This window comes from Cupriavidus basilensis (assembly GCF_008801925.2).
GTDB lineage: Bacteria > Pseudomonadota > Gammaproteobacteria > Burkholderiales > Burkholderiaceae > Cupriavidus > Cupriavidus basilensis.
The window spans coordinates 1,269,319-1,294,988 of the sequence record NZ_CP062803.1; the positions used below are offsets into that span (position 1 = coordinate 1,269,319).

At 63.4% G+C, this 25,670-nt stretch carries 24 protein-coding genes and 1 tRNA gene; 24 read left to right on the top strand and 1 reads right to left on the bottom strand.

The genetic code is table 11. The annotated features are described in order from the left end of the window. Positions 1-54 precede the first annotated feature (54 nt). The 5 genes from ilvC (at position 55) to F7R26_RS05730 (ending at position 5,400) form a co-directional block, all read left to right on the top strand. Positions 55-1,071 carry a ketol-acid reductoisomerase gene (gene ilvC / locus F7R26_RS05710; RefSeq protein ID WP_043344720.1) on the top strand — a complete coding sequence of 339 codons (1,017 nt, stop codon included), beginning with the start codon at positions 55-57 and terminating at the stop codon, positions 1,069-1,071. Between the two features lie 154 nt (positions 1,072-1,225). After that, positions 1,226-1,870, top strand: coding sequence for a phosphatidylserine decarboxylase (locus F7R26_RS05715; protein ID WP_150983736.1), 645 nt, complete (start codon positions 1,226-1,228; stop codon positions 1,868-1,870). 42 nt (positions 1,871-1,912) lie between these two features. Then, positions 1,913-2,815, top strand: a complete 903-nt coding sequence (pssA, locus tag F7R26_RS05720) for a CDP-diacylglycerol--serine O-phosphatidyltransferase (RefSeq protein WP_150983737.1) — start codon at positions 1,913-1,915, stop codon at positions 2,813-2,815. A gap of 145 nt (positions 2,816-2,960) precedes the next feature. Further along, positions 2,961-3,470, top strand: a complete 510-nt coding sequence (gene lysM, locus F7R26_RS05725; RefSeq protein ID WP_150983738.1) for a peptidoglycan-binding protein LysM — start codon at positions 2,961-2,963, stop codon at positions 3,468-3,470. 391 nt (positions 3,471-3,861) lie between these two features. After that, positions 3,862-5,400, top strand: coding sequence for a 2-isopropylmalate synthase (locus tag F7R26_RS05730; protein ID WP_150983739.1), 1,539 nt, complete (start codon positions 3,862-3,864; stop codon positions 5,398-5,400). 104 nt (positions 5,401-5,504) lie between these two features. Here the strand turns inward: F7R26_RS05730 and F7R26_RS05735 are convergent, their stop codons facing one another. After that, a complete protein-coding gene (locus tag F7R26_RS05735; protein ID WP_150983740.1) occupies positions 5,505-6,035 on the bottom strand; it encodes a hypothetical protein in 531 nt (176 codons plus the stop codon). Positions 6,036-6,253: 218 nt separating this feature from the next. Between F7R26_RS05735 and F7R26_RS05740 the strand changes: the two genes are divergently transcribed. The 19 genes from F7R26_RS05740 to nuoL all read left to right on the top strand — a co-directional run bounded on the left by F7R26_RS05740 (position 6,254) and on the right by nuoL (position 25,659). Continuing rightward, positions 6,254-7,498 carry a branched-chain amino acid ABC transporter substrate-binding protein gene (locus F7R26_RS05740; protein WP_150983741.1) on the top strand — a complete coding sequence of 415 codons (1,245 nt, stop codon included), beginning with the start codon at positions 6,254-6,256 and terminating at the stop codon, positions 7,496-7,498. A 190-nt stretch (positions 7,499-7,688) separates the two neighbouring features. Next, on the top strand, positions 7,689-7,961 hold the full coding sequence (gene rpsO, locus F7R26_RS05745) for a 30S ribosomal protein S15 (RefSeq protein ID WP_006156843.1): 273 nt from the start codon (positions 7,689-7,691) through the stop codon (positions 7,959-7,961). A 503-nt stretch (positions 7,962-8,464) separates the two neighbouring features. Then, positions 8,465-10,660, top strand: a complete 2,196-nt coding sequence (pnp, locus tag F7R26_RS05750; protein ID WP_150983742.1) for a polyribonucleotide nucleotidyltransferase — start codon at positions 8,465-8,467, stop codon at positions 10,658-10,660. 209 nt (positions 10,661-10,869) lie between these two features. Continuing rightward, entirely contained in the window at positions 10,870-11,874 is a 1,005-nt protein-coding gene (locus F7R26_RS05755) for an NAD(P)H-quinone oxidoreductase (RefSeq protein WP_150983743.1), read from the top strand. Positions 11,875-12,014: 140 nt separating this feature from the next. Beyond that, positions 12,015-12,752 carry a triose-phosphate isomerase gene (tpiA, locus tag F7R26_RS05760; RefSeq protein ID WP_150983744.1) on the top strand — a complete coding sequence of 246 codons (738 nt, stop codon included), beginning with the start codon at positions 12,015-12,017 and terminating at the stop codon, positions 12,750-12,752. Between the two features lie 46 nt (positions 12,753-12,798). Continuing rightward, positions 12,799-13,167 carry a preprotein translocase subunit SecG gene (secG, locus tag F7R26_RS05765; RefSeq protein WP_150983745.1) on the top strand — a complete coding sequence of 123 codons (369 nt, stop codon included), beginning with the start codon at positions 12,799-12,801 and terminating at the stop codon, positions 13,165-13,167. Positions 13,168-13,375: 208 nt separating this feature from the next. After that, positions 13,376-13,460, top strand: a tRNA-Leu gene (locus tag F7R26_RS05770). A gap of 164 nt (positions 13,461-13,624) precedes the next feature. Beyond that, positions 13,625-13,984, top strand: a complete 360-nt coding sequence (locus tag F7R26_RS05775) for an NADH-quinone oxidoreductase subunit A (RefSeq protein WP_006156838.1) — start codon at positions 13,625-13,627, stop codon at positions 13,982-13,984. 6 nt (positions 13,985-13,990) lie between these two features. Continuing rightward, positions 13,991-14,473 carry a NuoB/complex I 20 kDa subunit family protein gene (locus tag F7R26_RS05780; protein WP_006156837.1) on the top strand — a complete coding sequence of 161 codons (483 nt, stop codon included), beginning with the start codon at positions 13,991-13,993 and terminating at the stop codon, positions 14,471-14,473. A gap of 1 nt (position 14,474) precedes the next feature. Beyond that, complete coding sequence (locus F7R26_RS05785; protein ID WP_150983746.1) at positions 14,475-15,074, top strand: NADH-quinone oxidoreductase subunit C; 600 nt, start codon at positions 14,475-14,477, stop codon at positions 15,072-15,074. Between the two features lie 9 nt (positions 15,075-15,083). Then, positions 15,084-16,337: an NADH-quinone oxidoreductase subunit D gene (locus F7R26_RS05790; protein ID WP_006156835.1), complete on the top strand. Its 1,254-nt coding sequence runs from the start codon at positions 15,084-15,086 to the stop codon at positions 16,335-16,337. 212 nt (positions 16,338-16,549) lie between these two features. Next, positions 16,550-17,056 carry an NADH-quinone oxidoreductase subunit NuoE gene (nuoE, locus tag F7R26_RS05795; RefSeq protein ID WP_150983747.1) on the top strand — a complete coding sequence of 169 codons (507 nt, stop codon included), beginning with the start codon at positions 16,550-16,552 and terminating at the stop codon, positions 17,054-17,056. A gap of 1 nt (position 17,057) precedes the next feature. Beyond that, the gene (gene nuoF, locus F7R26_RS05800) at positions 17,058-18,353 is read left to right on the top strand and encodes an NADH-quinone oxidoreductase subunit NuoF (protein WP_150983748.1); all 1,296 of its coding nucleotides are present in this window, start codon (positions 17,058-17,060) and stop codon (positions 18,351-18,353) included. A 12-nt stretch (positions 18,354-18,365) separates the two neighbouring features. Continuing rightward, complete coding sequence (nuoG, locus tag F7R26_RS05805; protein ID WP_150983749.1) at positions 18,366-20,744, top strand: NADH-quinone oxidoreductase subunit NuoG; 2,379 nt, start codon at positions 18,366-18,368, stop codon at positions 20,742-20,744. A gap of 18 nt (positions 20,745-20,762) precedes the next feature. Next, positions 20,763-21,827: an NADH-quinone oxidoreductase subunit NuoH gene (gene nuoH, locus F7R26_RS05810; RefSeq protein WP_043344744.1), complete on the top strand. Its 1,065-nt coding sequence runs from the start codon at positions 20,763-20,765 to the stop codon at positions 21,825-21,827. A 65-nt stretch (positions 21,828-21,892) separates the two neighbouring features. After that, positions 21,893-22,384 carry an NADH-quinone oxidoreductase subunit NuoI gene (nuoI, locus tag F7R26_RS05815; RefSeq protein ID WP_006156830.1) on the top strand — a complete coding sequence of 164 codons (492 nt, stop codon included), beginning with the start codon at positions 21,893-21,895 and terminating at the stop codon, positions 22,382-22,384. 143 nt (positions 22,385-22,527) lie between these two features. Beyond that, positions 22,528-23,178, top strand: a complete 651-nt coding sequence (locus F7R26_RS05820; protein WP_150983751.1) for an NADH-quinone oxidoreductase subunit J — start codon at positions 22,528-22,530, stop codon at positions 23,176-23,178. 16 nt (positions 23,179-23,194) lie between these two features. Next, positions 23,195-23,500, top strand: coding sequence for an NADH-quinone oxidoreductase subunit NuoK (gene nuoK / locus F7R26_RS05825; RefSeq protein WP_006156828.1), 306 nt, complete (start codon positions 23,195-23,197; stop codon positions 23,498-23,500). Between the two features lie 59 nt (positions 23,501-23,559). Continuing rightward, positions 23,560-25,659, top strand: coding sequence for an NADH-quinone oxidoreductase subunit L (gene nuoL / locus F7R26_RS05830; RefSeq protein ID WP_150983753.1), 2,100 nt, complete (start codon positions 23,560-23,562; stop codon positions 25,657-25,659). The last annotated feature ends 11 nt before the right edge of the window (positions 25,660-25,670 follow it).

The following is a 25,670-nucleotide window of genomic DNA, read 5'->3' on the forward strand; positions in this document are numbered from 1 at the left end:
CCGGGCGGTGGCCGCCAACCCGACACACGAAAACGAAAGACTGAAGGAACCATCATGAAAGTGTTTTACGACAAGGACGCCGACCTCTCCCTGATCAAGGGCAAGAACGTCACCATCATCGGCTACGGCTCGCAAGGCCACGCCCACGCGCAGAACCTGAACGACTCCGGCGTCAAGGTCACCGTCGGCCTGCGCAAGAGCGGCGCATCGTGGAACAAGGCAGTCAACGCCGGCCTGCAGGTCAAGGAAGTGGCTGACGCCGTCAAGGACGCCGACGTGGTCATGATCCTGCTGCCGGACGAGCAGATCGCCGACGTGTACAAGAACGAAGTGCACGACAACATCAAGCAAGGCGCCGCACTGGCCTTCGCCCACGGCTTCAACGTGCACTACGGTGCCGTGATCCCGCGCGCCGACCTCGACGTCATCATGATCGCCCCGAAGGCTCCGGGCCACACCGTGCGCTCGACCTACGCCCAAGGCGGCGGCGTGCCCCACCTGATCGCCGTGCACCAGGACAAGTCCGGCGCCGCCCGTGACATCGCCCTGTCGTACGCTACCGCCAACGGCGGTGGCCGCGCCGGCATCATCGAAACCAACTTCCGCGAAGAAACCGAAACCGACCTGTTCGGCGAGCAAGCCGTGCTGTGCGGCGGTACCGTCGAGCTGATCAAGGCTGGCTTCGAAACGCTGGTGGAAGCTGGCTACGCGCCGGAAATGGCTTACTTCGAGTGCCTGCACGAACTCAAGCTGATCGTCGACCTGATCTATGAAGGCGGCATCGCCAACATGAACTACTCGATCTCCAACAACGCCGAATACGGCGAATACGTCACCGGCCCGCGCGTCGTGACCGAGGAGACCAAGAAGGCCATGAAGCAATGCCTGACCGACATCCAGACCGGCGAGTACGCCAAGAGCTTCCTGCTCGAGAACAAGGCCGGCGCCCCGACCCTGATCTCGCGCCGCCGCCTGACCGCTGAGCACCAGATCGAAGAAGTGGGTGCCAAGCTGCGCGCGATGATGCCCTGGATCGCAAAGAACAAGCTGGTCGACCAGTCGAAGAACTAAGCTGTACTACAGCCCGACGGCCCGCCGCTGCTGACGGCGCGGGCCGCAGCCGTTCAGTCATCCGCACATTTCCCCCTATCGAGGGGTTATTCAGGCGGGGACTGAACGGCTTTTTGTTATCCTTGTCAGACTTTATCCACCAAGTAAGCATTGCATGAACTATCCTCATCCGCTGATCGCCCGTGAAGGCTGGCCGTTCCTGGCTGGCGCCTTTGTCATCTCGCTGCTGGTGCAGGTCAGCGCCGGCTTCTGGTGGGCCTTGCCGCTGTGGATCATTACACTGTTCGTGCTGCAGTTTTTCCGTGATCCGCCGCGCTCCGTTCCCACCCAGCCGAACGCTGTCCTGGCGCCCGCCGATGGCCGCATCGTGGTGGTCGAGAAGACCATGGACCCGTACGCGGGCCGCGAGGCGCTGAAGATCAGCGTCTTCATGAACGTGTTCAACGTACACTCCAACCGGGTGTCCGTGGACGGCAAGGTCGAGAAGGTCGAGTATTTCCCCGGCAAGTTCGTCAACGCCGACCTCGACAAGGCTTCGCTCGAGAACGAACGCAACGCCGTGGTCATCCGCCGTGCCGCAGACGGCAAGGTGGTGACCCTGGTACAGGTGGCCGGCCTGGTGGCCCGCCGCATCCTCTGCTACACCCGCGTCGGCGAGACGCTGTCACGCGGCCAGCGCTATGGCTTCATCCGCTTTGGCTCGCGTGTCGACGTCTACCTGCCGGTGGACGCGCGCCCGCGCGTGACCATCGGCGAGAAGGTGTCGGCCTCGTCGACCATCCTGGCTGAGCTGGATTAATCCGGCGACGCCGGAACAGATCAGACCCACTGGAGAACAGGCATGGGTGCTTTCAACCGACGCAACAAGCGCGTTACCAATGGCAACGTGACCAACTTGCGTCCTTTCCGCCACAACCAGCTGCGTGGCAACGAGTCCGGCAATTTCGACGACGAAGCCGGGGACGATCACGACATCGAGTACGTGCGCCCGCGTCGTCGCGGCATTTACCTGCTGCCCAACGCGTTCACCACGGCGGCGCTGTTCGCCGGCTTCTTTGCCATCGTGCAGGCCATGAACATGCGCTTTGACAGCGCGGCCATCGCCATCTTCGCCGCGATGGTGCTGGACGGCATGGACGGGCGCGTCGCACGCATCACCAACACGCAGAGCGCGTTTGGCGAGCAGTACGATTCGTTGTCGGACATGACCTCGTTCGGTGTGGCGCCGGCGCTGGTGATGTATGAGTGGATCCTGCACGACCTGGGCAAGTGGGGCTGGATTGCCGCCTTTGTCTATTGCACCTGCGCCGCGCTGCGCCTGGCGCGCTTCAATGCCAATATCGGCGTGGTCGACAAGCGCTTCTTCCAGGGGCTGCCCAGCCCGGCGGCGGCAGCGCTGGTGGCCGGCTTTGTCTGGCTGGTGATCGACAACAAGCTGCCGGTCAAGGACCTGTGGATGCCGTGGGTGGCGTTCGGCATCACGCTGTACGCCGGGCTGTCGATGGTCTCCAATGCGCCGTTCTATAGTGGCAAGGCGCTCGATGTGCGCTATCGCGTGCCCTTCGGCATGATGGTGCTGGTGCTGGTCTTGTTCGTGGTGGTCTCGACAGATCCGCCGGTGGCGTTGTTCGGCCTGTTTGTCGCCTACGCCATCTCCGGCTACCTGCTGTGGGGCTGGCATGCGCTGCACGGCAAGCCGCCCGAAATCCGCAAGGTGCGGGACGGCGGGAACGATCGTTCCTGAACGCAAGTTGGTAAAAAGGCGCTACGGCGCCTTTTTTTACATTTGTTTTCCAGGCTGTCGCATTGCCGTGGCGTTTGCCGTGGTTCACTGTAGCCTCGGTTGTACTGTAGTCCCCCTCGTTGTCCACTTATCACTGGAGGTTCTCATGGGCATGCTCGACTTCATCAAGGAAGCAGGAGAGAAACTGTTTGGCGGCAGCGCAGCGCAAGCCGCGCCCGCGGCGGCTCCGGCCGATGCGCCGGCGGCGGATGCCGATGCCGATGCGGCCAACCGCGCCGCCGGCGATGCCATCGAAGGCTATATCAAGCAGATGAACCTCGACGCCACCGGGCTGATGGTGCAAGTGGACGGCTCGCAGGGGCTGGTGACGGTGTTCGGCGTGGCGCCGGACCAGGCCACCCGCGAGAAGATCATCCTGTGCTGCGGCAATGTGCAAGGCGTGGACAAGGTCGACGACAAGATGTCGGTCAATGTCGACTCCACCGAATCGACCTGGCATACCGTGGTCAAGGGCGACACCCTGTGGGCGATCTCCCAGACGGCCTACGGCAACGGCGCGCTGTACACCGCGATCTTCGAGGCCAACGAGCCGATGTTGACACATCCGGACAAGATCTACCCCGGCCAGAAGCTGCGCATCCCGCCCAAGGCCTGACGACCCAAGCAGGCCGGCACGCCAGGGGGCATGGCGTCTCCCTGGCGTGCCTTTTCCGCTGTCGGCCTGATGCTGGCCTGATTGAGGCATCCATATTGCACACACCCGGCTTCTCGGCTATAGTCGCTCACATGATTTCGCGCCAAGCCCTACTCGCCCGCACCATTCTAGGTGGCCTACTAGGCCGTCAGGTCGGGACGCGTTCGCGCTGAGGGAAGCCAAGCCCCTCGCGTAAAGTCACACAGGATTTACAAACGCCCCGGCCTGCATCACTGCACGCCGGGGCGTTTTGCATTCAGCACGAATACAGCAGCACAGCAAGACGAAACGGCGAATGCCGAGACATCCACCCGATTCGCCGTATACAAAAGTCAGCCCAGGAGCCCCAACCATGTCCGACAAACTCATTATTTTCGACACCACCTTGCGCGATGGCGAGCAGTCGCCCGGCGCCTCCATGACCCGCGAGGAAAAGATCCGCATCGCGCGCCAGCTGGAGCGCCTGAAGGTCGACGTGATCGAAGCGGGCTTTGCCGCCAGCTCCAACGGCGACTTCGAAGCGATCCGCTCCATCGCCCAGGTCGTCAAGGATTCGACCATCTGCTCGCTGGCCCGCGCCAACGACCGCGATATCGCTCGCGCCGCGGAGGCGCTCAAGCCGGCCAACTCCTTCCGCATCCATACCTTCATCGCCACTTCGGCGCTGCATATGGAAAAGAAGCTGCGCATGACGCCGGACCAGGTGTTCGAGCAAGCCATCCAGGCGGTGCGCTTTGCGCGCCAGTTCACCGACGACATCGAATTTTCGCCCGAAGACGGTAGCCGCTCGGACATGGATTTCCTGTGCCGCGTGCTGGAAGGCGTGATCAAGGAAGGCGCTACCACCATCAACCTGCCGGACACGGTGGGCTACGCCGTGCCGGAAGGCTACGCGGGCCTGATCCGCTCGGTGCGCGAACGCATCCCCAATTCCGACAAGGCCATCTGGTCCGTGCATTGCCACAACGACCTCGGCATGGCCGTGGCCAATTCGCTGGCGGCGGTCAAGCTCGGCGGCGCGCGCCAGGTCGAGTGCACCATCAACGGCCTCGGCGAGCGTGCCGGCAATACCAGCCTGGAAGAAGTCGTGATGGCGGTCAAGACGCGCCGCGACTACTTCGACATGGACGTCGGCGTGGACACCACGCAGATCGTGCCGGCTTCCAAGCTGGTGTCGCAGATCACCGGCTTCGTGGTGCAGCCCAACAAGGCCGTGGTGGGCGCAAACGCCTTCGCGCATGCATCGGGTATCCATCAGGATGGCGTGCTGAAGGCGCGCGATACCTACGAGATCATGCGCGCGGAGGACGTGGGCTGGACCGCCAACAAGATCGTGCTGGGCAAGCTCTCGGGCCGCAATGCGTTCAAGCAACGCCTGCAGGAACTCGGCATCGAACTGGAGAGCGAGGGCGAGGTCAATGCCGCGTTCACCCGCTTCAAGGAACTGGCCGACCAGAAGTCCGAGATCTTCGACGAAGACATCATGGCCATCGTTTCCGACGAGGCGCACGACGTCAACGAACACTTCCGCTTTATCTCCCTGTCGCAGCACTCCGAGACCGGCGAGCGCCCGCATGCGCGCGTGGTGTTCAACATGGACGGCAACGAGGTGACGGGTGAAGGCGAGGGCAATGGCCCCGTCGACGCCACGCTGCACGCCATCGAGGGCAAGGTCGCCAGCGGCGCCGAGCTGGTGCTGTATTCGGTCAATGCCATCACCGCCGGCACGCAGGCCCAGGGCGAAGTGACGGTCCGCTTGTCCAAGGGCGGGCGCATCGTCAACGGCGTGGGCACCGATCCCGATATCGTGGCCGCCTCGGCCAAGGCCTACCTGGCCGCGCTGAACAAGCTGCACGACAAGGCCGTGCAGAAGATCAACCCGCAGATCTGATCCCGATCTGACCGGTAAGCCCGTGGCCTATCCGGCCGCGGGGCTTGAATCGGCCCGCCGCATTCCCATGAGGATGACGGCGGGCTTTTTGCATTTTCCCGCCCTCAGCGGCGTCGGCCGCGCCCCTCCGCGAGCGGGTCTGGCGTGATCTGGGTCTGGCGCAGCACGCCGGCGTCGTCGAAATAGAAATTGAACATCGACGGCCAGGTGTCCTCATGCCTGAAACGGTAAGACCATACTTCGCGCTTCATCAGCGGGTAGTACTGCTTGGGCTCGCGGGGCTTGCCGAAGTGCTGTTCCACGTCCAGCTTGGTCCACACATCGACTTTCGCCTTGTAGAGCTCGCTGGTCTGCAGCATCTGGCGGAAGTTGCTCAGGTGGCCGTCGCGGTCGAAGTCGGCCGCGTAGGATTGCTGCCCGAAGGGCTGCTTGGAGTAGATCCATCGCTGTGTGCCGTCGGCTAGCTGGTAGGTATCGGTCGGCGTGCCGAAGCGGGCTTGTACGGCGGCTTCTGGCGCGCCCACCATGTCCTGGCCGACTTTGACCGGTTGCAGCACCGAGCAGGCCGGCAGGATGGTTGCTGCTGTGGCTAGCACGAGCCACCGGGCGGCACGGCGCGACGATGAGGCGTTCATGGCAGTCCTCTTATTAAAATTCGTGATGATATGCATTAAGAGTGTAGCGGCGCGCAAAAGTTGTGTGCGCCGCATGTGGCATGCGCGGCTTTTTGAGGGCAAACGCTGCCATGGCACTGCCATCCTCGCCCAATTTCCCGTTTTGCCGCGAACGCGATGCGATTTGCCTAGGCTGGGTCCCTGGCTTACCATGCAGCGCTTTGGCGGGAGATCACTCGATGTGGGCTAAACGATGGCTGGCGGGCTGTTTGCTGGCGGTGGCGGCGAGCGCCGGCGCGCAGGAGCCGATTCGTCTCGGCATGATCGAAGGTTTGTCCGGCCCCTTTGCCAACGCGGGCGACGCCGTGGTGCGCAACCTGCGGATCGCCATCGACCGCGTCAATGCACGCGGTGGCGTGAAGACCGCGGAGGGCGCGCGGCCCCTTGAGCTGGTTACCTTCGATAGCAAAGGCAATGTCGACGAGAGCCTGATCCAGTTGCGCGCGCTGGTGGACAAGCGGATTCCCTTTGTCCTGCAAGGCAACAGCTCGGCGGTGGCTGGCGCGCTGGTTAGCGCCATCAACCGCCATAACAGCCGGCAGCCCGATGCCCGCGTGCTCTTCCTGAATTACTCGGCGGTCGATCCCACGCTGACCAATGAGGGGTGCAGCTTCTGGCACTTCCGCTTCGATGCCAGCGCCGACATGCGCATGCAGGCCCTGACCGAAGTCATTCGTGCCGATACCGGCGTGCGGCGCGTCTACCTGATCGACCAGGACTACAGTTTCGGCCATCAGGTGTCGCGTTCGGCGCGCGAGATGCTGGCGGCCAAACGGCCCGAGCTGCGCATCGTGGGCGATGAGTTCCACCCGATCGGCAAGATCAAGGACTTCGCCCCGTATATCGCCAAGATCAAGGCCAGCGGCGCGGATGCGGTGATCACGGGCAACTGGGGCAACGACCTCACCCTGATGATCAAGGCCGCGCGCGAGGCCGGGCTGAATGCCAAGTTCTACACCTTCTACGGCAACGGGCTGGGCGCGCCGGCGGCCATGGGCGACGCCGGGGTAGGGCGCGTGCTTGCGGTGGCGGAATGGCACCCCAATGTGGGCGGCGCGGCCTCGGACGCGTTCTATCAGGCGTTCCGTGCCCGTTACCCCGAGCCCAAGGACGACTACGTTCACCTGCGCATGCAGATGATGGTGGAGATGCTCGCCCGGGCCATCGAGCAGGCCGGCTCGACCGACGCCGTCAAGGTGGCGCGTGCGCTGGAAGGCATGCGCTACGTCAACGATTTCCATGATGCGACAATCCGCGCCGACGACCACCAGGTGCTGCAGCCGCTCTACGTGTCGGTGATGGAGAAGCAGGGCGGCGATGTGCGCTTTGACAATGAAGGGTCGGGATATGGCTTTCGCACGGTGAGGAAGCTGAAGTCGGCACAGACCATGTTGCCCACGACCTGCAAGATGGAGCGGTTCTAGCGGTTCCAGGCCGGCGTTGCCGCAAACGCCATCGCCGGCCCGTTTTCCGTTATAATCGCCCGCTGTCGTAGCCAGCCGGTTGTCAAAACCCGGTCCGGCGAGACAGTTGCCTGTATGTAGGACACGCACAAGGCACGACGCATGCGGCACATTTCGTGCTGTAGCGTTCGCAAGTGAAAAGGAAATTATCATGGCAGAAGCCCAAATCAGCAGCAAAACCGAAGTCATCAAGCAGTTCGCACGTGCCGCCAACGACACGGGTAGCCCCGAAGTCCAGGTCGCTCTGCTGACCACCCGCATCAACGAACTGACCCCCCACTTCAAGGCCAACATGAAGGATCACCACAGCCGCCGCGGTCTGCTGCGCATGGTGAGCCGTCGTCGTCGCCTGCTGGACTACCTCAAGGCCAACGATGCCGACCGTTATCGTTCGCTGATCGAGAAGCTCGGCCTGCGTAAGTAAGCAGCCAGGATCGTCCGGATGGCAGCACGAATGGATGCACTGCACGCCTTCGCGTGAGCCACTAATGCCTGCGTCAGCCTCGCTGATGCAGGCATTTTGTTTTTGCGGATGAAATGCCGCAGGTCCGGTCGTTGTCCGGTCGCAGTCCTGTCGATGTCCAGCATTGCTGCAAGTGATTTTCGCTCTACTTGATGGTGCCATGGCCCCGGGGGCTGGCACACGTTGCGCCAAGACGTGCAACGGAGTAAGTTACTGTGTTCTTTAGCTTTTTTTAGCTTTTTTACCGTTAATCCATACCGGAGTCGGGCAAGGAAGCGGGGCTTTGTGTCATTCCAGCGCGGTATCTGCCCAGGCAGATGCTACCTAGATGCTACCTATCAGGTATCGCGCTGGAATGGCATAGCACTTCCCTGTGACTGAGGCCGACGCTGATCCGGCAGTTCGCCCGCGGCTGCTAACGCGGGCGTTGCACAAGCGTGCAAGCACGAACAAAAGGAACGCTCATGACCATGTTCAACAAGATCGTCAAGGAATTCCAGTGGGGCCAGCACAAGGTGCGCCTGGAAACCGGCGAGGTTGCCCGCCAGGCTGGCGGTGCCGTGATCGTCGACATTGAAGACACCGTGGTGCTCGCCACCGTTGTCGCTGCCAAGTCGCCCAAGGCCGGCCAGGATTTCTTCCCGCTGACCGTCGACTACATCGAAAAGACCTACGCTGCCGGCAAGATCCCCGGTGGCTTCTTCAAGCGTGAAGGCCGTCCGTCGGAAAACGAGACGCTGACCTCGCGCCTGATCGACCGCCCGCTGCGCCCGCTGTTCCCGGAAGGCTTCTACAACGAAGTGCAAGTGGTCATCCACGTGCTGTCGCTGAACCCGGAAGTCCCGGCTGACATCCCCGCCCTGATCGGCGCCTCGGCTGCCCTGGCAGTGTCGGGCATTCCGTTCAGCGGCCCGGTCGGCGCGGCGCGCGTTGGCTACAAGGACGGCCAGTACCTGCTGAACCCGACCCGTTCGCAGATCGCCGCTTCGGAACTGGACCTGGTGGTTGCCGGTACCGAGCGCGCCGTGCTGATGGTGGAATCGGAAGCCCGCCAGCTGTCGGAAGAGGTGATGCTGGGCGCCGTGGTCTACGGCCACGAGCAGATGCAGACGGCCATCAATGCCATCCATGACCTGGTGCGCGACGGCGGCAAGCCGGAGTGGGACTGGACCGCGGCACCGAAGAACGAAGCGCTGATCGCCAAGGTCGGCGAGATCGCCCTGCCGCTGCTGCAGGACGTCTACCAGCTGCGCCAGAAGTCGGCTCGCAGCCAAAAGCTCAAGGAAGTCTACGCCACCGTGGCGGCCAAGCTGGCCGAAGCCGGCGTGGAAGCCGACAAGGTCGAAGTGGGCAACGTGCTGTTCGACATCGAAGCCAAGATCGTGCGCAGCCAGGTGCTGTCGGGCGAGCCGCGCATCGACGGCCGCGACACCCGCACCGTGCGCCCGATCGAGATCCGCTCGTCGGTGCTGCCGCGCGCTCACGGCTCGGCCATCTTCACCCGTGGCGAAACCCAGGCGCTGGTGGTTGCCACGCTGGGCACCAAGGGCGATGAGCAGATCATCGACGCGCTCGCCGGCGAATACCGCGACCGCTTCATGCTCCACTACAACATGCCTCCGTTCGCCACCGGCGAAACCGGCCGCGTGGGCAGCCCCAAGCGCCGCGAAATCGGCCACGGTCGCCTGGCCAAGCGCGCGCTGATCCCGGTCCTGCCGAAGGATGACGAATTCGCCTACACCATCCGCCTGGTGTCCGAAATCACCGAATCCAACGGCTCGTCGTCGATGGCATCGGTGTGCGGCGGCTGCCTGGCACTGATGGACGCGGGCGTTCCGATCAAGGCGCACGTGGCCGGCGTGGCCATGGGCCTGATCCTGGAAGGCAACAAGTTCGCCGTGCTGACCGACATCCTGGGCGACGAGGACCACCTCGGCGACATGGACTTCAAGGTCGCGGGTACCGATACCGGCATCACCGCGCTGCAGATGGACATCAAGGTCCAGGGCATCACCAAGGAAATCATGCAGGTCGCGCTGGCGCAAGCCAAGGAAGGCCGCCTGCATATCCTGGGCAAGATGCAGGACGCGATGGGCCATGCGCGCACCGAGCTGTCGGAGCACGCACCGCGCATGATCACCATGAAGATCCATCCGGACAAGATCCGCGAAGTGATCGGCAAGGGCGGCTCGACCATCCAGGCCCTGACCAAGGAAACCGGCACCACCATCGACATCCAGGAAGACGGCACCATCACCATCGCCTCGACCTCGACCGAAGGCATGGCCGAAGCCAAGCGCCGCATCGAAGGCATCACCGCCGAAGCCGAAGTGGGCAAGATCTACGCCGGCACCGTGCTCAAGCTGCTGGACTTTGGCGCCATCGTCAACATCCTGCCGGGCAAAGATGGCCTGCTGCATATCTCCGAGATCGTCAACGAACGCGTCAAGGACATCAAGGACTGGCTCAAGGAAGGCCAACACGTGCGCGTCAAGCTGATCCAGGCTGACGAGAAGGGCCGCCTGCGCCTGTCCCTGAAGGCCGCGCTGGCCGAAGAGGGCGGCAGCATCAGCCCGATCGCCAACACCAGCGAAGCACCGGCTGCCCCGGCAGCACCGGCTGCGCCGACGACGCCTTCGGCTGATCAGCAACAGCAGTAAGCGTTTTACGGTGCCGTCAGCACGACGGTACCCGTAGCGGAAAAAGCGGCTGGCGATGTCCAGCCGCTTTTTTGTTTACACTCCCGCCAGTCCCAACCCATGCGGCCCGGCTGTTCGGCCCGCTGCATGGCGGGTGCCCAGATTGATCTCCCCGCCATGCGTGCGCGAGCCCGCCGCATGCGCGAGGTCCCTAACCGCAAGGAGCAGCAATGCAAGCCATCGAAATCCGCGAGTACGGCGCCCCCGAAGTCCTGCAACTGGCGCAACGCCCCGACCCGGTGCCCAAGGCCGGCGAGATCCTGATCCGCGTGGCCGCGGCCGGCATCAACCGTCCCGACGTATTCCAACGTACCGGCAACTACCCGGTGCCACCCGGCGCGTCTGACCTGCCGGGCCTGGAAGTGGCCGGCGTGGTGGCTGGCGGCGACCTGGCGCACCCCGACAACCGCTTCGGCCTGAAGCTGGGCGATCGCGTGTGCGCGCTGGTGCAGGGCGGCGGTTACGCCGAGTTGTGCGTGGCCCCCGCGGCGCAATGCCTGCCGGTGCCGGAGAGCCTGTCGGATGTCGAGGCGGCTGCATTGCCGGAGACGTTCTTCACGGTGTGGAGCAACGTATTCGATCGCGGCTACCTGGGCCGCGGCCCGCTGGGCAAGGACGAGACCCTGCTGATCCAGGGCGGCTCGAGCGGCATCGGCACGACTGCCATCCAGATCGCCAAGGCCCTGGGCCATAAAGTCTTTGTCACCGCCGGCAGCGCTGACAAGTGCCGTGCCTGCGAGGAACTGGGCGCCGACCGTGCCATCAACTACAAGACCGAGGACTTTGTCGCCGAGGTGAAAGCCCTGACCGGCGGCCGTGGCGCGGATGTCATCCTGGACATGGTGGCTGGCCCGTATCTGGCGCGCGAACTGTCCTGCGTCGCCGACGACGGTCGCATTGTGATCATCGCGTTGCTGGGCGGCGCCAAGGCCGAGATCCCGCTGGGCGATATCCTGCGCCGCCGTATCACCGTGACAGGCTCCACGCTGCGTCCCCGCCCGGTGGCGTTCAAGGGCGAGATCGCGCAGGCGCTGCACCAGCACGTGTGGCCGCTGCTGGCGGCGGGCAAGATCAAGCCGGTGATCCACCAGACCTTCCCGGCCGCCCAGGCCGCCGATGCGCATCGCCTGATGGAGTCCAGCGAGCACATCGGCAAGATCGTCCTGACCTGGTAATGCCGCTGCTGGCGGCCCGTTGGCGGGCTGATGGCCGGGTGCGGCCGGGGCCTCGCGCCCCGGGCCGATTTCGGGGCCCTTCTGTGGCGTAGGGCCTTGGCCCGCGCTACAATAGCCGGTTTGATTGAGAGGGGCGCCCTGTGAGACAAAAGCTCGTTATCGGCAACTGGAAGATGCACGGCAGCCTGGCTGCCAATGTAACCTTGCTGGAAGCGATCAAGGCGGCGCCCGCAAGCGCTCGCCTGGCAGTATGCGCGCCGTTCCCGTATCTTGCGCAGTGCCAGGCGTTGTTGGCCGGGTCCGCGGTGGCCTGGGGTGCGCAGGACGTGTCCGCCGAGGCGCGCGGTGCCTTCACGGGCGAAGTCGCGGCCTCCATGCTGGCTGAGTTCGGTGTTTCGTATGTCCTGGTGGGGCATTCGGAGCGACGCAGCTACCATGGCGAGACGGATGCCACGGTAGCGGCCAAGGCGGTGCGCGCGCTGGAGTTCGGCATTGTGCCGGTGGTGTGCGTGGGCGAGAGCCTGGCGCAGCGCGAGGCAGGCGAGACCGAGGCCGTGGTAGGCCGTCAGCTCGGCGCCGTGCTCGAGGCCCTGTCGCTTGAGCAGCTCGGCCGCATCGTGCTGGCCTATGAGCCGGTGTGGGCGATTGGCACGGGCAAGACCGCAAGCAGCGAGCAGGCGCAGGCCGTGCACGCTTTCCTGCGCGCCCAGGTGGCTGCGCGCGACGCAGGCGTGGCTGCTCGCATGGCCATGTTGTACGGCGGCAGCGTGAAGCCGGACAATGCGGCAGAACTATTTTCCATGCCCGACATCGACGGGGGCCTTATCGGAGGCGCCTCGCTGAAGTCGGACGATTTCCTCGCGATCGGCAACGCCTGAATGCCGGCCGCTCATAGGGTCTGATCAGGCAAGCGAATCGAACCAAATGGCAATTTTCAAAACTTTGTTGGTAGTGGCGCAGGTACTGTCCGCGCTTGGCGTGATTGGCCTGGTGCTGCTGCAGCACGGCAAGGGCGCCGATGTCGGTGCGGCGTTCGGCTCGGGGGCCTCGGGCAGCCTGTTCGGCGCCACCGGCTCGGCCAACTTCCTGTCGCGTACCACCGCCGTGCTGGCGACGCTGTTCTTCATCTGCACGCTGAGCCTGACGCTGATGGGCAACTATCGGCCGGCAGCTTCGCTGGGTGTGATGGGCTCCGCGCCCGCGGTGGCACCGGCGGTGGCGGGGGCCTCGGCGCCTGCTGCTGCATCGGCTGCCGCGGCCTCGAATCCTTCTGCGCCTGCTGTACCGAAATAATCAACGAGCCTTGTGACTTATTCTTGAAGATTTTTGCTGTTGTGCATTGAACAAAACAAGAATCCTAGGTTAGAATACAAGGCTTGAAACGATCCCCCAGCGACGGGGCTCCAGCCAGGATAAAGTAGCATCCCAGCCAGAGTTCCGAAGGGTGTGAAAACCCAGGGCCCTGAAAAGCCCGGCGCGAGGCAATATTGTTTCTCCCCCAGCCGACGTGGTGAAATTGGTAGACACGCTATCTTGAGGGGGTAGTGGCGAAAGCTGTGCGAGTTCGAGTCTCGCCGTCGGCACCAAACAACTTGATCGGGGCATGCATCCGGAAACCATCCCGGATGCATGCCCCGGCCAGTCCGCAAGGCGGCGTCGTAATTTCTACGGAATGGCGCTTGGGGTGGGCAACAGGACGCCGCTTACCGCTGGTGCTGTTGACAACATTCCAGATAAGGCTGGCCGTACCTTGAATCTCGAAGCCTACTTCCCCGTCCTCATCTTCATCATCTTCGGTGTCGTGCTCGGCATTGCACTGATGTCGATCGGCCGAATTCTCGGTCCAAACAAACCTGATCCCGCGAAGCTCTCTCCGTACGAGTGCGGCTTCGAAGCGTTCGAGGACGCGCGCATGAAGTTCGACGTGCGCTACTACCTCATCGCTATTCTTTTTATCCTGTTCGATCTCGAGACCGCCTTCCTGTTTCCCTGGGGTGTAGCCCTGCGGGATATCGGCTGGCCGGGTTTCTTCGCCATGGGCGTGTTTCTGCTGGAATTCATCGTGGGCTTCGTCTACATCTGGAAAAAGGGCGCGCTCGATTGGGAGTGATGTGATATGGCAATCGAAGGCGTTCTCAATGAAGGCTTCGTCACGACTACCGCTGACAAGCTGATCAACTGGACCCGCACCGGGTCGCTCTGGCCGATGACCTTTGGCCTGGCGTGCTGCGCTGTGGAAATGATGCATGCTGGCGCCGCGCGCTACGACATGGACCGCTTCGGCGTGATTTTCCGCCCGTCGCCGCGCCAGTCGGACGTGATGATCGTGGCCGGCACGCTGTGCAACAAGATGGCCCCCGCGCTGCGCAAGGTCTATGACCAGATGGCAGAGCCGCGTTGGGTGATCTCGATGGGTTCCTGCGCGAATGGCGGTGGCTACTATCACTACTCGTATTCGGTGGTGCGTGGTTGCGACCGGATCGTGCCGGTGGATATCTATGTGCCTGGCTGCCCTCCGACGGCGGAAGCGCTGATCTACGGCATCATCCAGCTGCAGAACAAGATCCGTCGCACCAACACCATCGCGCGCAAGGGCTGACATGTCGAACCTCGATACTCTGAAGGCCGCGCTCGAAAAGGTACTGGGCAAGCGTATCCAGAAACTGGTAGAGGCGCTAGGCGAGATTACCCTTATCGTCAAGGCCGATGACTACCTGGAAAGCGCGCTGATGCTGCGCGACGATCCCTCACTGCATTTTGAGCAACTGCTCGATGTGTGCGGCGTCGACTATTCCACTTATGGCGACGGTGCCTGGGACGGCGCCCGTTTCGCGGTCGTGACGCACCTGATCTCGATCAAGCACAACTGGCGCCTGCGCGTACGCGTGTTCGCGCCGGACGACGACGTGCCCGTGGTGCCCTCGCTGACCGACGTCTGGAACTCGGCGAACTGGTTCGAGCGCGAAGCGTTCGACTTCTACGGCATCGTGTTCGAAGGCCACAACGACCTGCGCCGCCTGCTGACCGACTACGGTTTCGTCGGCCACCCGTTCCGCAAGGATTTCCCGGTCTCGGGCTACGTCGAGATGCGCTACGACCCCGAGCAAAAGCGGGTGATCTATCAGCCCGTCACGATCGAGCCGCGCGAGGTCACGCCCCGCGTGATCCGCGAAGAGAATTACGGCGGCTTGCAGCACTGAGAACGCGCAATGGCAGACATCAAGAATTACACCCTTAACTTCGGTCCGCAGCACCCTGCGGCACACGGCGTGCTGCGCCTTGTGCTGGAGCTGGACGGCGAAGTCATCCAGCGTGCCGACCCCCATATCGGCCTGCTGCACCGTGCCACCGAAAAGCTGGCCGAGCAGAAGACCTGGATCCAGAGCGTGCCGTACATGGACCGCCTCGACTACGTGTCGATGATGGTCAACGAGCACGCCTACGTGATGGCCATCGAGAAGATGCTGGGTCTCGAGGTGCCGATTCGTGCGCAATACATCCGCGTGATGTTCGACGAAATCACGCGCTTGCTGAACCACCTGATGTGGATCGGCTCGCACGCGCTCGACGTGGGCGCGATGGCGGTGTTCCTGTACGCCTTCCGCGAACGCGAAGACATGTTCGACATGTACGAGGCGGTGTCGGGGGCGCGCATGCACGCGGCCTACTACCGTCCGGGTGGCGTGTACCGCGACCTGCCGGACACGATGCCGCAATACAAGGCGTCCAAGATCCACAACGAGCGCGCCATCAAGGCCATGAACGAAGCGCGTTCGGGCTCGCTGCTGGACTTCATCGAGGACTTCACCAACCGCTTCCCGAAGTACGTCGACGAATACGAAACGCTGCTGACGGACAACCGGATCTGGAAGCAACGCCTGGTCGGCATCGGCGTGGTGAGCCCCGAACGTGCGCTGCAGATGGGCTTTACCGGCCCGATGCTGCGCGGCTCCGGCATCGAGTGGGACCTGCGCAAGAAGCAGCCCTACGAAGTGTACGACCGCATGGACTTCCAGGTGCCGGTGGGCGTGGGCGGCGATTGCTACTCCCGCTACCTGGTGCGCGTGGAAGAAATGCGCCAGTCCAACAACATCATCAAGCAGTGCATCGACTGGCTGCGCCGTAATCCGGGCCCGGTGATGAGCGACAACCATAAGGTTGCACCGCCGTCGCGCGTGGACATGAAGTCGAACATGGAAGAGCTGATCCACCACTTCAAGCTCTTCACCGAAGGCATTCACGTGCCCGAAGGCGAGACTTATGCGGCGGTGGAGCACCCGAAGGGCGAGTTCGGCATCTATGCCATCTCCGACGGTGCGAACAAGCCGTATCGCCTGAAGATCCGTGCCCCGGGCTTTGCTCATCTGGCCGCACTGGATGAAATGGCCAAGGGCCACATGATTGCGGATGCGGTAACGATCATCGGTACGCAAGACATCGTCTTCGGCGAAATCGACCGCTGACGAGCTAACAAGAGCCGCCGGCCCCGGACGACGATCCGGGCGCCCCTGGCACGGACCCACAAAAGATCGTGTCCGGTCACGGGAAACCCGCGGTGAGCCCGGCATGCCTTTGACATGCGGGCTGCAACGGCAGCGACGGCTGCAAACCTGTGGGATGCGCGCCATGTGGCGGCGCAGATCCACAAATGACACGGCGTATTACAGCAACGACCATGCTATCAGCAGAAGCTCTCAAGGAAATCGATCGCGCGATCGCCAAGTATCCGGCTGACCAGAAGCAGTCGGCCGTGATGGCGGCGTTGGCCGTGGCGCAGGGCGAAGTGGGCTGGGTCTCCCCGGAAGTCATGCAGTTTGTTGCCAGCTACCTCGACATGCCGCCGGTATGGGTCGAGGAGGTTGCAACCTTCTACAACATGTACGACACCAAGCCGGTCGGCAGGTACAAGCTGACCGTCTGCACCAACCTGCCGTGCGCACTCTCCGGCGGCGAACGTGCTGGCGACTACCTCAAGCAAAAGCTGGGGATCGGCTACAACGAAACCACCCCGTGCGGCACCTTCACCCTCAAGGAAGGCGAGTGCATGGGTGCCTGCGGCGACGCACCGGTGATGATCGTCAACAATACCCGCATGTGCAGCCATATGAGCGACGCCAAGCTGGACGCGCTCGTCGACGAGCTCAAGGCCGCCGGCAGCACTGCAGCCAAGGGAGACAAGTAACATGACCTCTCTGCACGACCGTCATATCAAGCCGCTGATCCTGGCTGGCCTCGATGGCAGCAACTGGCACCTCGACGACTACGTCAAGCGCGGTGGCTACCAGCAGCTCAAGCGCATCCTGACCGAAAAGATCACGCCCGAGCAGGTGATCGCGGACGTCAAGGCCTCCGGCCTGCGCGGCCGTGGCGGCGCAGGCTTTCCCACCGGCCTGAAGTGGAGCTTCATGCCGCGTCAGTTCCCCGGCCAGAAATACCTGGTCTGCAACACCGACGAGGGCGAGCCCGGTACCTTCAAGGACCGCGACATCATCCGCTACAACCCGCATGCGCTGATCGAAGGCATGGCCATCGGTGCGTACGCGATGGGCATCACCGTGGGCTACAACTACATCCACGGCGAAATCTGGAACGAGTACAAGATCTTCGAGCAAGCGCTCGAAGAGGCGCGTGCCGCCGGCTTCCTGGGTGACAACATCCTGGGCTCGGGCTTCGACTTCCAGCTGCACGCCCACCACGGCTACGGCGCCTATATCTGTGGCGAGGAAACCGCGCTGCTCGAATCGCTGGAAGGCAAGAAAGGCCAGCCGCGCTTCAAGCCGCCGTTCCCGGCCAGCTTCGGCCTGTACGGCAAGCCGACCACCATCAACAACACGGAAACGTTTGCCGCGGTGCCGTTCCTGTTGGCGATCGGGCCGGAGAACTACCTGAAGATGGGCAAGCCGAACAACGGCGGCTCCAAGATCTTCTCGATCTCCGGCGACGTCGAGCGCCCCGGCAACTACGAGATCCCGCTGGGCACGCCGTTCGCGACCCTGCTGGAACTCGCCGGCGGCATGCGCGGCGGCAAGCGCATCAAGGCAGTGATCCCGGGCGGCTCGTCCGCGCCGGTGGTGCCGGGCGACATGATGATGGCGTCCGACATGGACTATGACTCGATCGCCAAGGCCGGCTCGATGCTGGGCTCGGGCGCGGTGATCGTGATGGACGAGACGCGCTGCATGGTTCGCTCGCTGCTGCGTCTGTCGTATTTCTACTTTGAAGAATCGTGCGGCCAGTGCACGCCGTGCCGTGAAGGCACCGGCTGGCTCTACCGCATGGTGAATCGTATCGAACACGGAGAAGGGCGCCAGGAAGATCTGGACCTGCTCAATAACGTCGCTGAAAACATCATGGGCCGCACTATCTGCGCGCTTGGTGATGCGGCAGCGATGCCGGTCCGCGGCATGCTCAAGCACTACTGGAAAGAGTTCGAATATCACGTCGAACACAAGCAGTGCATGGTTCCGGCCTACTCTTAAGCGTGGCAGAACATGGTTGAACTCGAGATCGACGGCAAGAAGGTTGAGGTTGCTGAAGGCAGCCTGGTGATGGAAGCCGCCCGCCAGTTGGGCACCTACATCCCGCACTTCTGCTACCACCGTAAATTGTCCATCGCGGCGAACTGCCGCATGTGCCTGGTTGAGGTTGAGAAAGCGCCCAAGGCGCTGCCCGCCTGCGCCACGCCGGTCACCCCTGGCATGAAGGTCTTCACCAATTCGGAGAAGGCAGTCAAGGCGCAGAAGTCGGTGATGGAATTCCTGCTGATCAACCACCCGCTGGATTGCCCGATCTGCGATCAGGGCGGCGAGTGCCAGTTGCAGGATCTGGCCGTGGGCTACGGTGCATCGGAATCGCGCTACAAGGAAGAAAAGCGCGTCGTATTCCACAAGAACGTGGGCCCGCTGATCTCCATGGAAGAGATGAGCCGCTGCATCCACTGCACCCGCTGCGTGCGCTTTGGCCAGGAAGTGGCCGGCGTGATGGAGCTGGGCATGCTGGGCCGTGGCGAGCACTCCGAGATCACGACCTTCGTCGGCCAGACCGTGGATTCGGAACTGTCCGGCAACATGATCGACCTCTGCCCGGTCGGCGCGCTGACCAGCAAGCCGTTCCGCTACTCGGCACGTACCTGGGAACTGGCACGCCGCAAGTCGGTGTCGCCGCACGATGGCCTGGGCGCGAACCTGGTGGTGCAGACCAAGAACCAGCGCGTGATGCGCGTGCTGCCGCTGGACAACGAAGCCGTCAACGAATGCTGGCTGTCCGACAAGGACCGCTTCTCGTACGAAGGCCTCAACAGCCCCGACCGTCTCACCAAGCCGCTCGTCAAGCAGGGCGGCGAGTGGATGGAAACCGACTGGCAGACCGCGCTGGAATACGTGGCCAATGGCCTCGCGAGCATCAAGCGCGACCATGGCGCCGACCAGATCGCCGCGCTGGCCAGCCCGCACAGCACGCTGGAAGAACTCCACCTGCTGGGCAAGCTGGTGCGTGGCCTGGGCAGCGACAACGTCGACTTCCGCCAGCGCCAGACCGATTTCTCGGCCGCCATCAAGGGCGCGCCGTGGCTCGGCCTGCCGATCGCCGACGTCTCCACGCTGCAACGCGTGCTGGTGATCGGTTCCGCCCTGCGCAAGGATCATCCGCTGCTGGCCGCGCGTCTGCGCCAGGCTGGCAAGAAGGGCGCCCGCGTGGCGGTGCTCGGCGCCAGCGCCGAGGACCTGCTGATGCCGCTGGCCGCACGCATTGACGTGGCGCCGTCCGGCTGGACCGCAGCCCTGGCCGGCGTGGCCCGTGCCGTTGCCGCCGCCAAGGGCGTGGCCGCTCCGGCGGGCACCGATGGCTTCGATGGCGACGACAAGGCCAAGCTCGTGGCTGACGCGCTGCTGTCGGGCGAGCGCCGCGCGGTGTTCCTCGGCAACGAGGCCGTGCGTCACCCGCAATTCGCCACGCTGCATGCGCTGGCACAGTGGATCGCCACGGAAACCGGTGCCACGCTGGGCTTCCTGACCGAGGCCGCGAACACCGTCGGTGGCTATATCGCCGGCGCGCTGCCGCAGAACGGCGGCGCCAATGCGCAGGCCATGTTCGACACGCCGCGCCGTGCCTACGTGCTGTTGAACACGGAGCCCGAGTTCGATGCCGCCAACCCGACCCAGGCACTGGCCGCGCTGGCCCAGGCAGGCACCGTGGTGGTGCTGTCCGCGTTCCGCTCGGACGCTGCGCTGCAATATGCTGACGTGATCCTGCCGGTGACCCCGTTCACCGAAACCGCAGGCACGTTCGTGAACTGCGAAGGCCTGCCGCAAAGCTTCAACGGCGTCGTGCGCGCGCTGGGCGATGCGCGTCCGGGCTGGAAGGTGCTGCGCGTGCTGGGCAACCTGCTGGACGTGCCTGGCTTCGACTTCGAGACCGCCGAAAGCGTGCGCGACGAAGTACTGGCCAAGCCGGTCGCACCGCAACTGAACAACGGCACCGACGCGGCCATCCGCGTCACCGCCCAGGTAGCAGGTGGGATCGAACGCATTGCCGATGTGCCGATCTACCACGCCGACCCGATCGTGCGCCGTGCCGATTCGCTGCAACTGTCCGCAGCCGCGCGCCGCGCCATGCAAGCCGGCCTGTCGGCCGACCTGTTCGCCTCGCTGGGCGTGCAGGCTGGCGACCCGGTGCGCGTGACGCAAGGGCAGGGCAGCGTGGTGCTGCCGGCCGCACTGGAAGCCGCGTTGCCTGCCGGCACCGTGCGCGTGTCCGCCGGCACCGTTGCCGCGACCACGCTGGGTGCAGCGTTTGGCACCGTCACCGTAGAGAAAGCCATCGACCTGGCCGCCACCGCGAAGGGCGCGGCCGAGCCGGCGGCCACGGCATAAGAAGAGCGAGAAAGAAACATGATCGATTGGATTACCTCGCAAGGACAGAATCTCTTCGGCGGCGCCTGGACGCCGCTGTGGATCCTGATTCGCGCCGTGGTCATTGTGGTGCCGCTGCTGTTGTGCGTGGCCTACCTGATCCTGTGGGAGCGCAAGCTGATTGGCTGGATGCACGTGCGTATCGGCCCGAACCGGGTCGGGCCGCTGGGCCTGCTGCAGCCGATCGCCGACGTGCTCAAGCTGCTGCTCAAGGAAGTGATGATGCCCACGCAGGTCAGCCGGGGCATGTACCTGGTTGCCCCGCTGATGGTGCTGATGCCCGCTGTGGCGATCTGGGCGGTGATTCCGTTCCAGGCCGAAGTGGTGATGGCCAACGTCAATGCCGGCCTTCTGTACGTGATGGCGATCAGCTCGGTCGGCGTCTACGGCGTGATCCTGGCCGGCTGGGCCTCCAACTCCAAGTACGCCTTCATCGGCGCCATGCGCGCCGCGGCGCAGATGGTCTCGTATGAAATCGCCATGGGCTTTGCCCTGGTGACGGTGCTGATGGTGTCGGGCAGCCTGAACCTGTCGGCCATCGTCAACTCGCAGAACACCGGCTATTTCGCCAACATGGGGATCAACGTACTGTCGTGGAACTGGCTGCCGCTGCTGCCCATGTTCGGCGTGTACTTCATCTCCGGCGTGGCCGAAACCAACCGCCACCCGTTCGACGTGGTGGAAGGCGAGTCGGAAATCGTTGCCGGCCACATGATCGAGTACTCGGGCATGGGCTTCGCGCTGTTCTTCCTGGCTGAGTACATCAACATGATCGTCATCTCGACGATGACCGCGCTGATGTTCCTGGGAGGCTGGGCGCCGCCGTTCGAGAGCTTCATCACCAATGCGGTCCCGGGCTTCTTCTGGCTGGTGATCAAGGTATTTTTGCTGCTGTCGGTGTTTATCTGGATTCGTGCTTCGTTTCCGCGTTACCGCTATGACCAGATCATGCGCCTGGGCTGGAAGATCTTCATCCCGCTGACGGTGGGCTGGCTGGTCATCGTCGCGATCTGGATCCGGTCGCCCTGGAATATCTGGCATTGAACGGCCAAAGCAGGGGTGCTGCCACGACAGGCGGCGCCCTGCGGAATCATTAGGAAGCAATCGTCATGCTGCTCGCCATCAAGGACTTCTTCAACAGCCTGCTCCTGAAGGAACTCTTCAAGGGCATGGCTCTGACCGGGCGCTATCTCTTCGCCCGCAAGATCACGGTCCAGTTCCCCGAAGAGAAAACGCCGATGTCGCCGCGTTTTCGCGGGCTGCACGCGCTGCGCCGCTACCCCAACGGGGAAGAGCGCTGCATCGCCTGCAAGCTGTGCGAAGCGGTTTGCCCGGCTGTGGCCATTTCCATCGAGTCCGATGCCCGCGCCGATGGCACCCGCCGCACCACGCGCTATGACATCGACCTGACAAAGTGCATTTTCTGCGGCTTCTGCGAAGAAGCCTGCCCGGTCGACGCCATCGTCGAGACGCATATTCTCGAGTACCACGGCGAGAAGCGCGGCGACCTGTACTTCACCAAGGACATGCTGCTGGCAGTGGGCGACCGCTACGAGCCGCAGATTGCCGCGGCCAAGGCCGCGGACGCCAAGTACCGCTGATAAGCGCATTACAGGGCATGCCCGCCGAACCTGGCGGGCGTTGCCAATGCATTGTGAATCGGGCCCCGTGTGGGGCTAACGAAAAGGATGCCGCAAGGGCAGGCCACCGGGGGTGGCTTGTGCCGGAAGGCTCGACGAGGACCATGGAACTCACGACCACCATCTTCTATGTCTTTGCGCTGGTGCTGGTGCTCTCCGCACTGAAAGTCATCACCGCGAAGAACCCGGTGCACTCCGCACTGTTCCTCGTGCTGTCGTTTTTTACGGCAGCCGCGATCTGGATGCTGCTGAAGGCCGAATTCCTCGCCATCCTGCTGGTGCTGGTGTATGTGGGCGCCGTGATGGTGCTGTTCCTGTTCGTGGTGATGATGATTGATATCGACATCGAGCACCTGCGACGGGACTTCTGGACCTACGTGCCGCTGGCCTCGGTGGTCGGCGCGCTGATCATCGGCGAGATGGCCACCGTGCTGGTGCGTAACTTCATCGGCACCACGGTGCCGCTGAACAACGTGGCGCAGGGCCCGGACTACTCCAACACCGCCGCGCTCGGCAAGCTGATCTACACCGACTACATCTACGCGTTTGAAGTGGCGGGCATCATCCTGCTGGTGGCGATCATCGCCGCCGTGGCGCTGACGCTGCGCCGCCGCAAGGACAACAAGTCGCAAGACGTGGGCGAGCAGTTGCGTACCCGCCGCCAGGACCGCGTGCGCCTGGTCTCGATGCCCAGCGAAGCCCGTGCCGGCACCCAAGCCAGCCCGGATGCCGCGGCTGCCGCCAACAAGAACTAAAGCCCGGAGAAACGCTGTGCTCTCTCTCGCCCATTTCCTCGTGCTCGGTGCGATCCTGTTCGCCATCAGCATCGTTGGTATTTTCCTGAACCGCAAGAACGTGATCGTGCTGCTGATGGCGATCGAGCTGATGCTGCTTGCGGTCAATATGAACTTCGTCGCCTTCTCGCACTATCTGGGCGACCTGGCAGGACAGGTTTTCGTTTTCTTTATCCTCACGGTGGCTGCGGCCGAATCGGCAATCGGCCTTGCAATCCTGGTCGTGCTGTTCCGCAACCTGGACACGATCAACGTGGACGACATGGACACCCTCAAGGGTTGATCCGCGCCGCTACGTTATGAATCAAGACCGTTCTCCGACCGCACACCACTAAGCGTCCTATGGCAACCACGCTCGACCCCAACCTGCTACTGGCGATTCCGCTCGCACCGCTCGCCGGTGCAGCCATCGCCGGCCTGTTCGGCACCAAGTTCTTCAGCACGTTCTCCTCGGAGACACGCGCCGGCCGCACGCTGGCCCACACCGTGACGATTCTCGGCGTGGCGATTTCCTGCCTGCTGTCGATCATCGTGCTGATGGACGTCATGAACGGCGCGAGCTTCAACGCCACCGTGTACGAGTGGATGAAGATCGGCGACCTGAAGATGGAAGTGGGCTTCCTGGTCGACTCGCTGACCGCGATGATGATGGTGGTGGTGACCTTCGTCTCGCTGATGGTGCACATCTACACCGTCGGCTACATGAGCGAAGACCCCGGCTACAACCGCTTCTTCGCCTACATCTCGCTGTTCACCTTCTCGATGCTGATGCTGGTGATGAGCAACAACTTCCTGCAGCTGTTCTTCGGCTGGGAAGCTGTGGGCCTGGTGTCGTACCTGCTGATCGGCTTCTGGTACACCCGCCCGACCGCCATCTTCGCCAACCTGAAGGCGTTCCTGGTCAACCGCGTGGGTGACTTCGGCTTCATCCTCGGCATCGGCCTGCTGCTGGCCTACAGCGGCAGCATGAACTACACCGAAGTCTTCGCCGCGCGCGACCAGCTCGCCACGGTGATCTTCCCGGGCACCGACTGGTTGATGATCACGGTCGCCTGCATCTGCCTGTTCATCGGCGCCATGGGCAAGTCGGCGCAGTTCCCGCTGCACGTGTGGCTGCCCGACTCGATGGAAGGCCCGACCCCGATCTCCGCGCTGATCCACGCCGCCACCATGGTGACGGCCGGCATCTTCATGGTCGCGCGCATGTCGCCGCTGTTCGAGCTGTCGGACACCGCGCTGTCGTTCGTGCTGGTGATCGGCGCCATTACCGCGCTGTTCATGGGCTTCCTGGGCATCATCCAGAACGACATCAAGCGCGTGGTGGCTTACTCCACGCTGTCGCAGCTGGGCTACATGACCGTCGCCCTGGGCGCCTCGGCTTACTCGGTGGCCGTGTTCCACCTGATGACCCACGCATTCTTCAAGGCACTGCTGTTCCTTGCCGCGGGTTCGGTCATCATCGGCATGCACCACGATCAGGACATCCGCAACATGGGTGGCCTGCGCAAGTACATGCCGATTACCTGGATCACCTCGCTGGTGGGCTCGCTGGCCCTGATCGGCACGCCGTTCTTTGCGGGCTTCTACTCCAAGGACTCGATCATCGAGGCCGTGGCCGAGTCGCATATCCCGGGTTCGGGCTTCGCTTACTTCGCCGTGCTGGCCGGCGTGTTCGTCACGGCGTTCTACTCGTTCCGCATGTACTTCCTGGTGTTCCACGGCGAAGAGCGTTTCGGCAAGGAAGACCACCACGCACATCACGCGGGCAACCATGACGATGAGGAGGCAACGGCCGACCATCATCACGGCCTGGCCCCGGGCGAGAAGCCGCACGAGTCGCCGTGGGTCGTCACGCTGCCGCTGGTGCTGCTGGCCATCCCGTCGGTGGTGATCGGTGCGATCGCGATCGGCCCGATGCTGTTCGGCGACTTCTTCAAGCATGGCGTGGCCTTCAAGAACGTGATCTACGTGGGCGAGAACCACCACGCGATGGCGGAGCTGGCCGAAGCCTTCCACGGCTGGGTGGCGATGGGCCTGCATTCGCTGACCACGCCGGTGCTGTGGCTGGCCATCTCGGGTGTGGTGCTGTCCTGGTTCTTCTACATGAAGCGCCCGGATATCCCTGCCGCGATCAAGCAACGCTGCTCGGGCCTGTACACGCTGCTCGACAACAAGTACTACATGGACGCCATCAACGAGGCCGTGTTTGCCCGCGGTGCACGTCTGCTTGGCACCGGCCTGTGGAAGGGCGGCGACCAGGGGCTGATCGATGGCCTGGTGGTCAACGGTGCCGCACGTGTGGTCGGCTGGTTCGCTTCGGTGAGCCGCTACCTGCAGTCCGGCTATATCTACCATTACGCATTCGCCATGATCCTGGGCATGCTGGTACTGCTGACGATGACGGTGTTCGGCACCTCGTTCGCCACAGTGGGCACCAAGTAAGGAAAACAAGA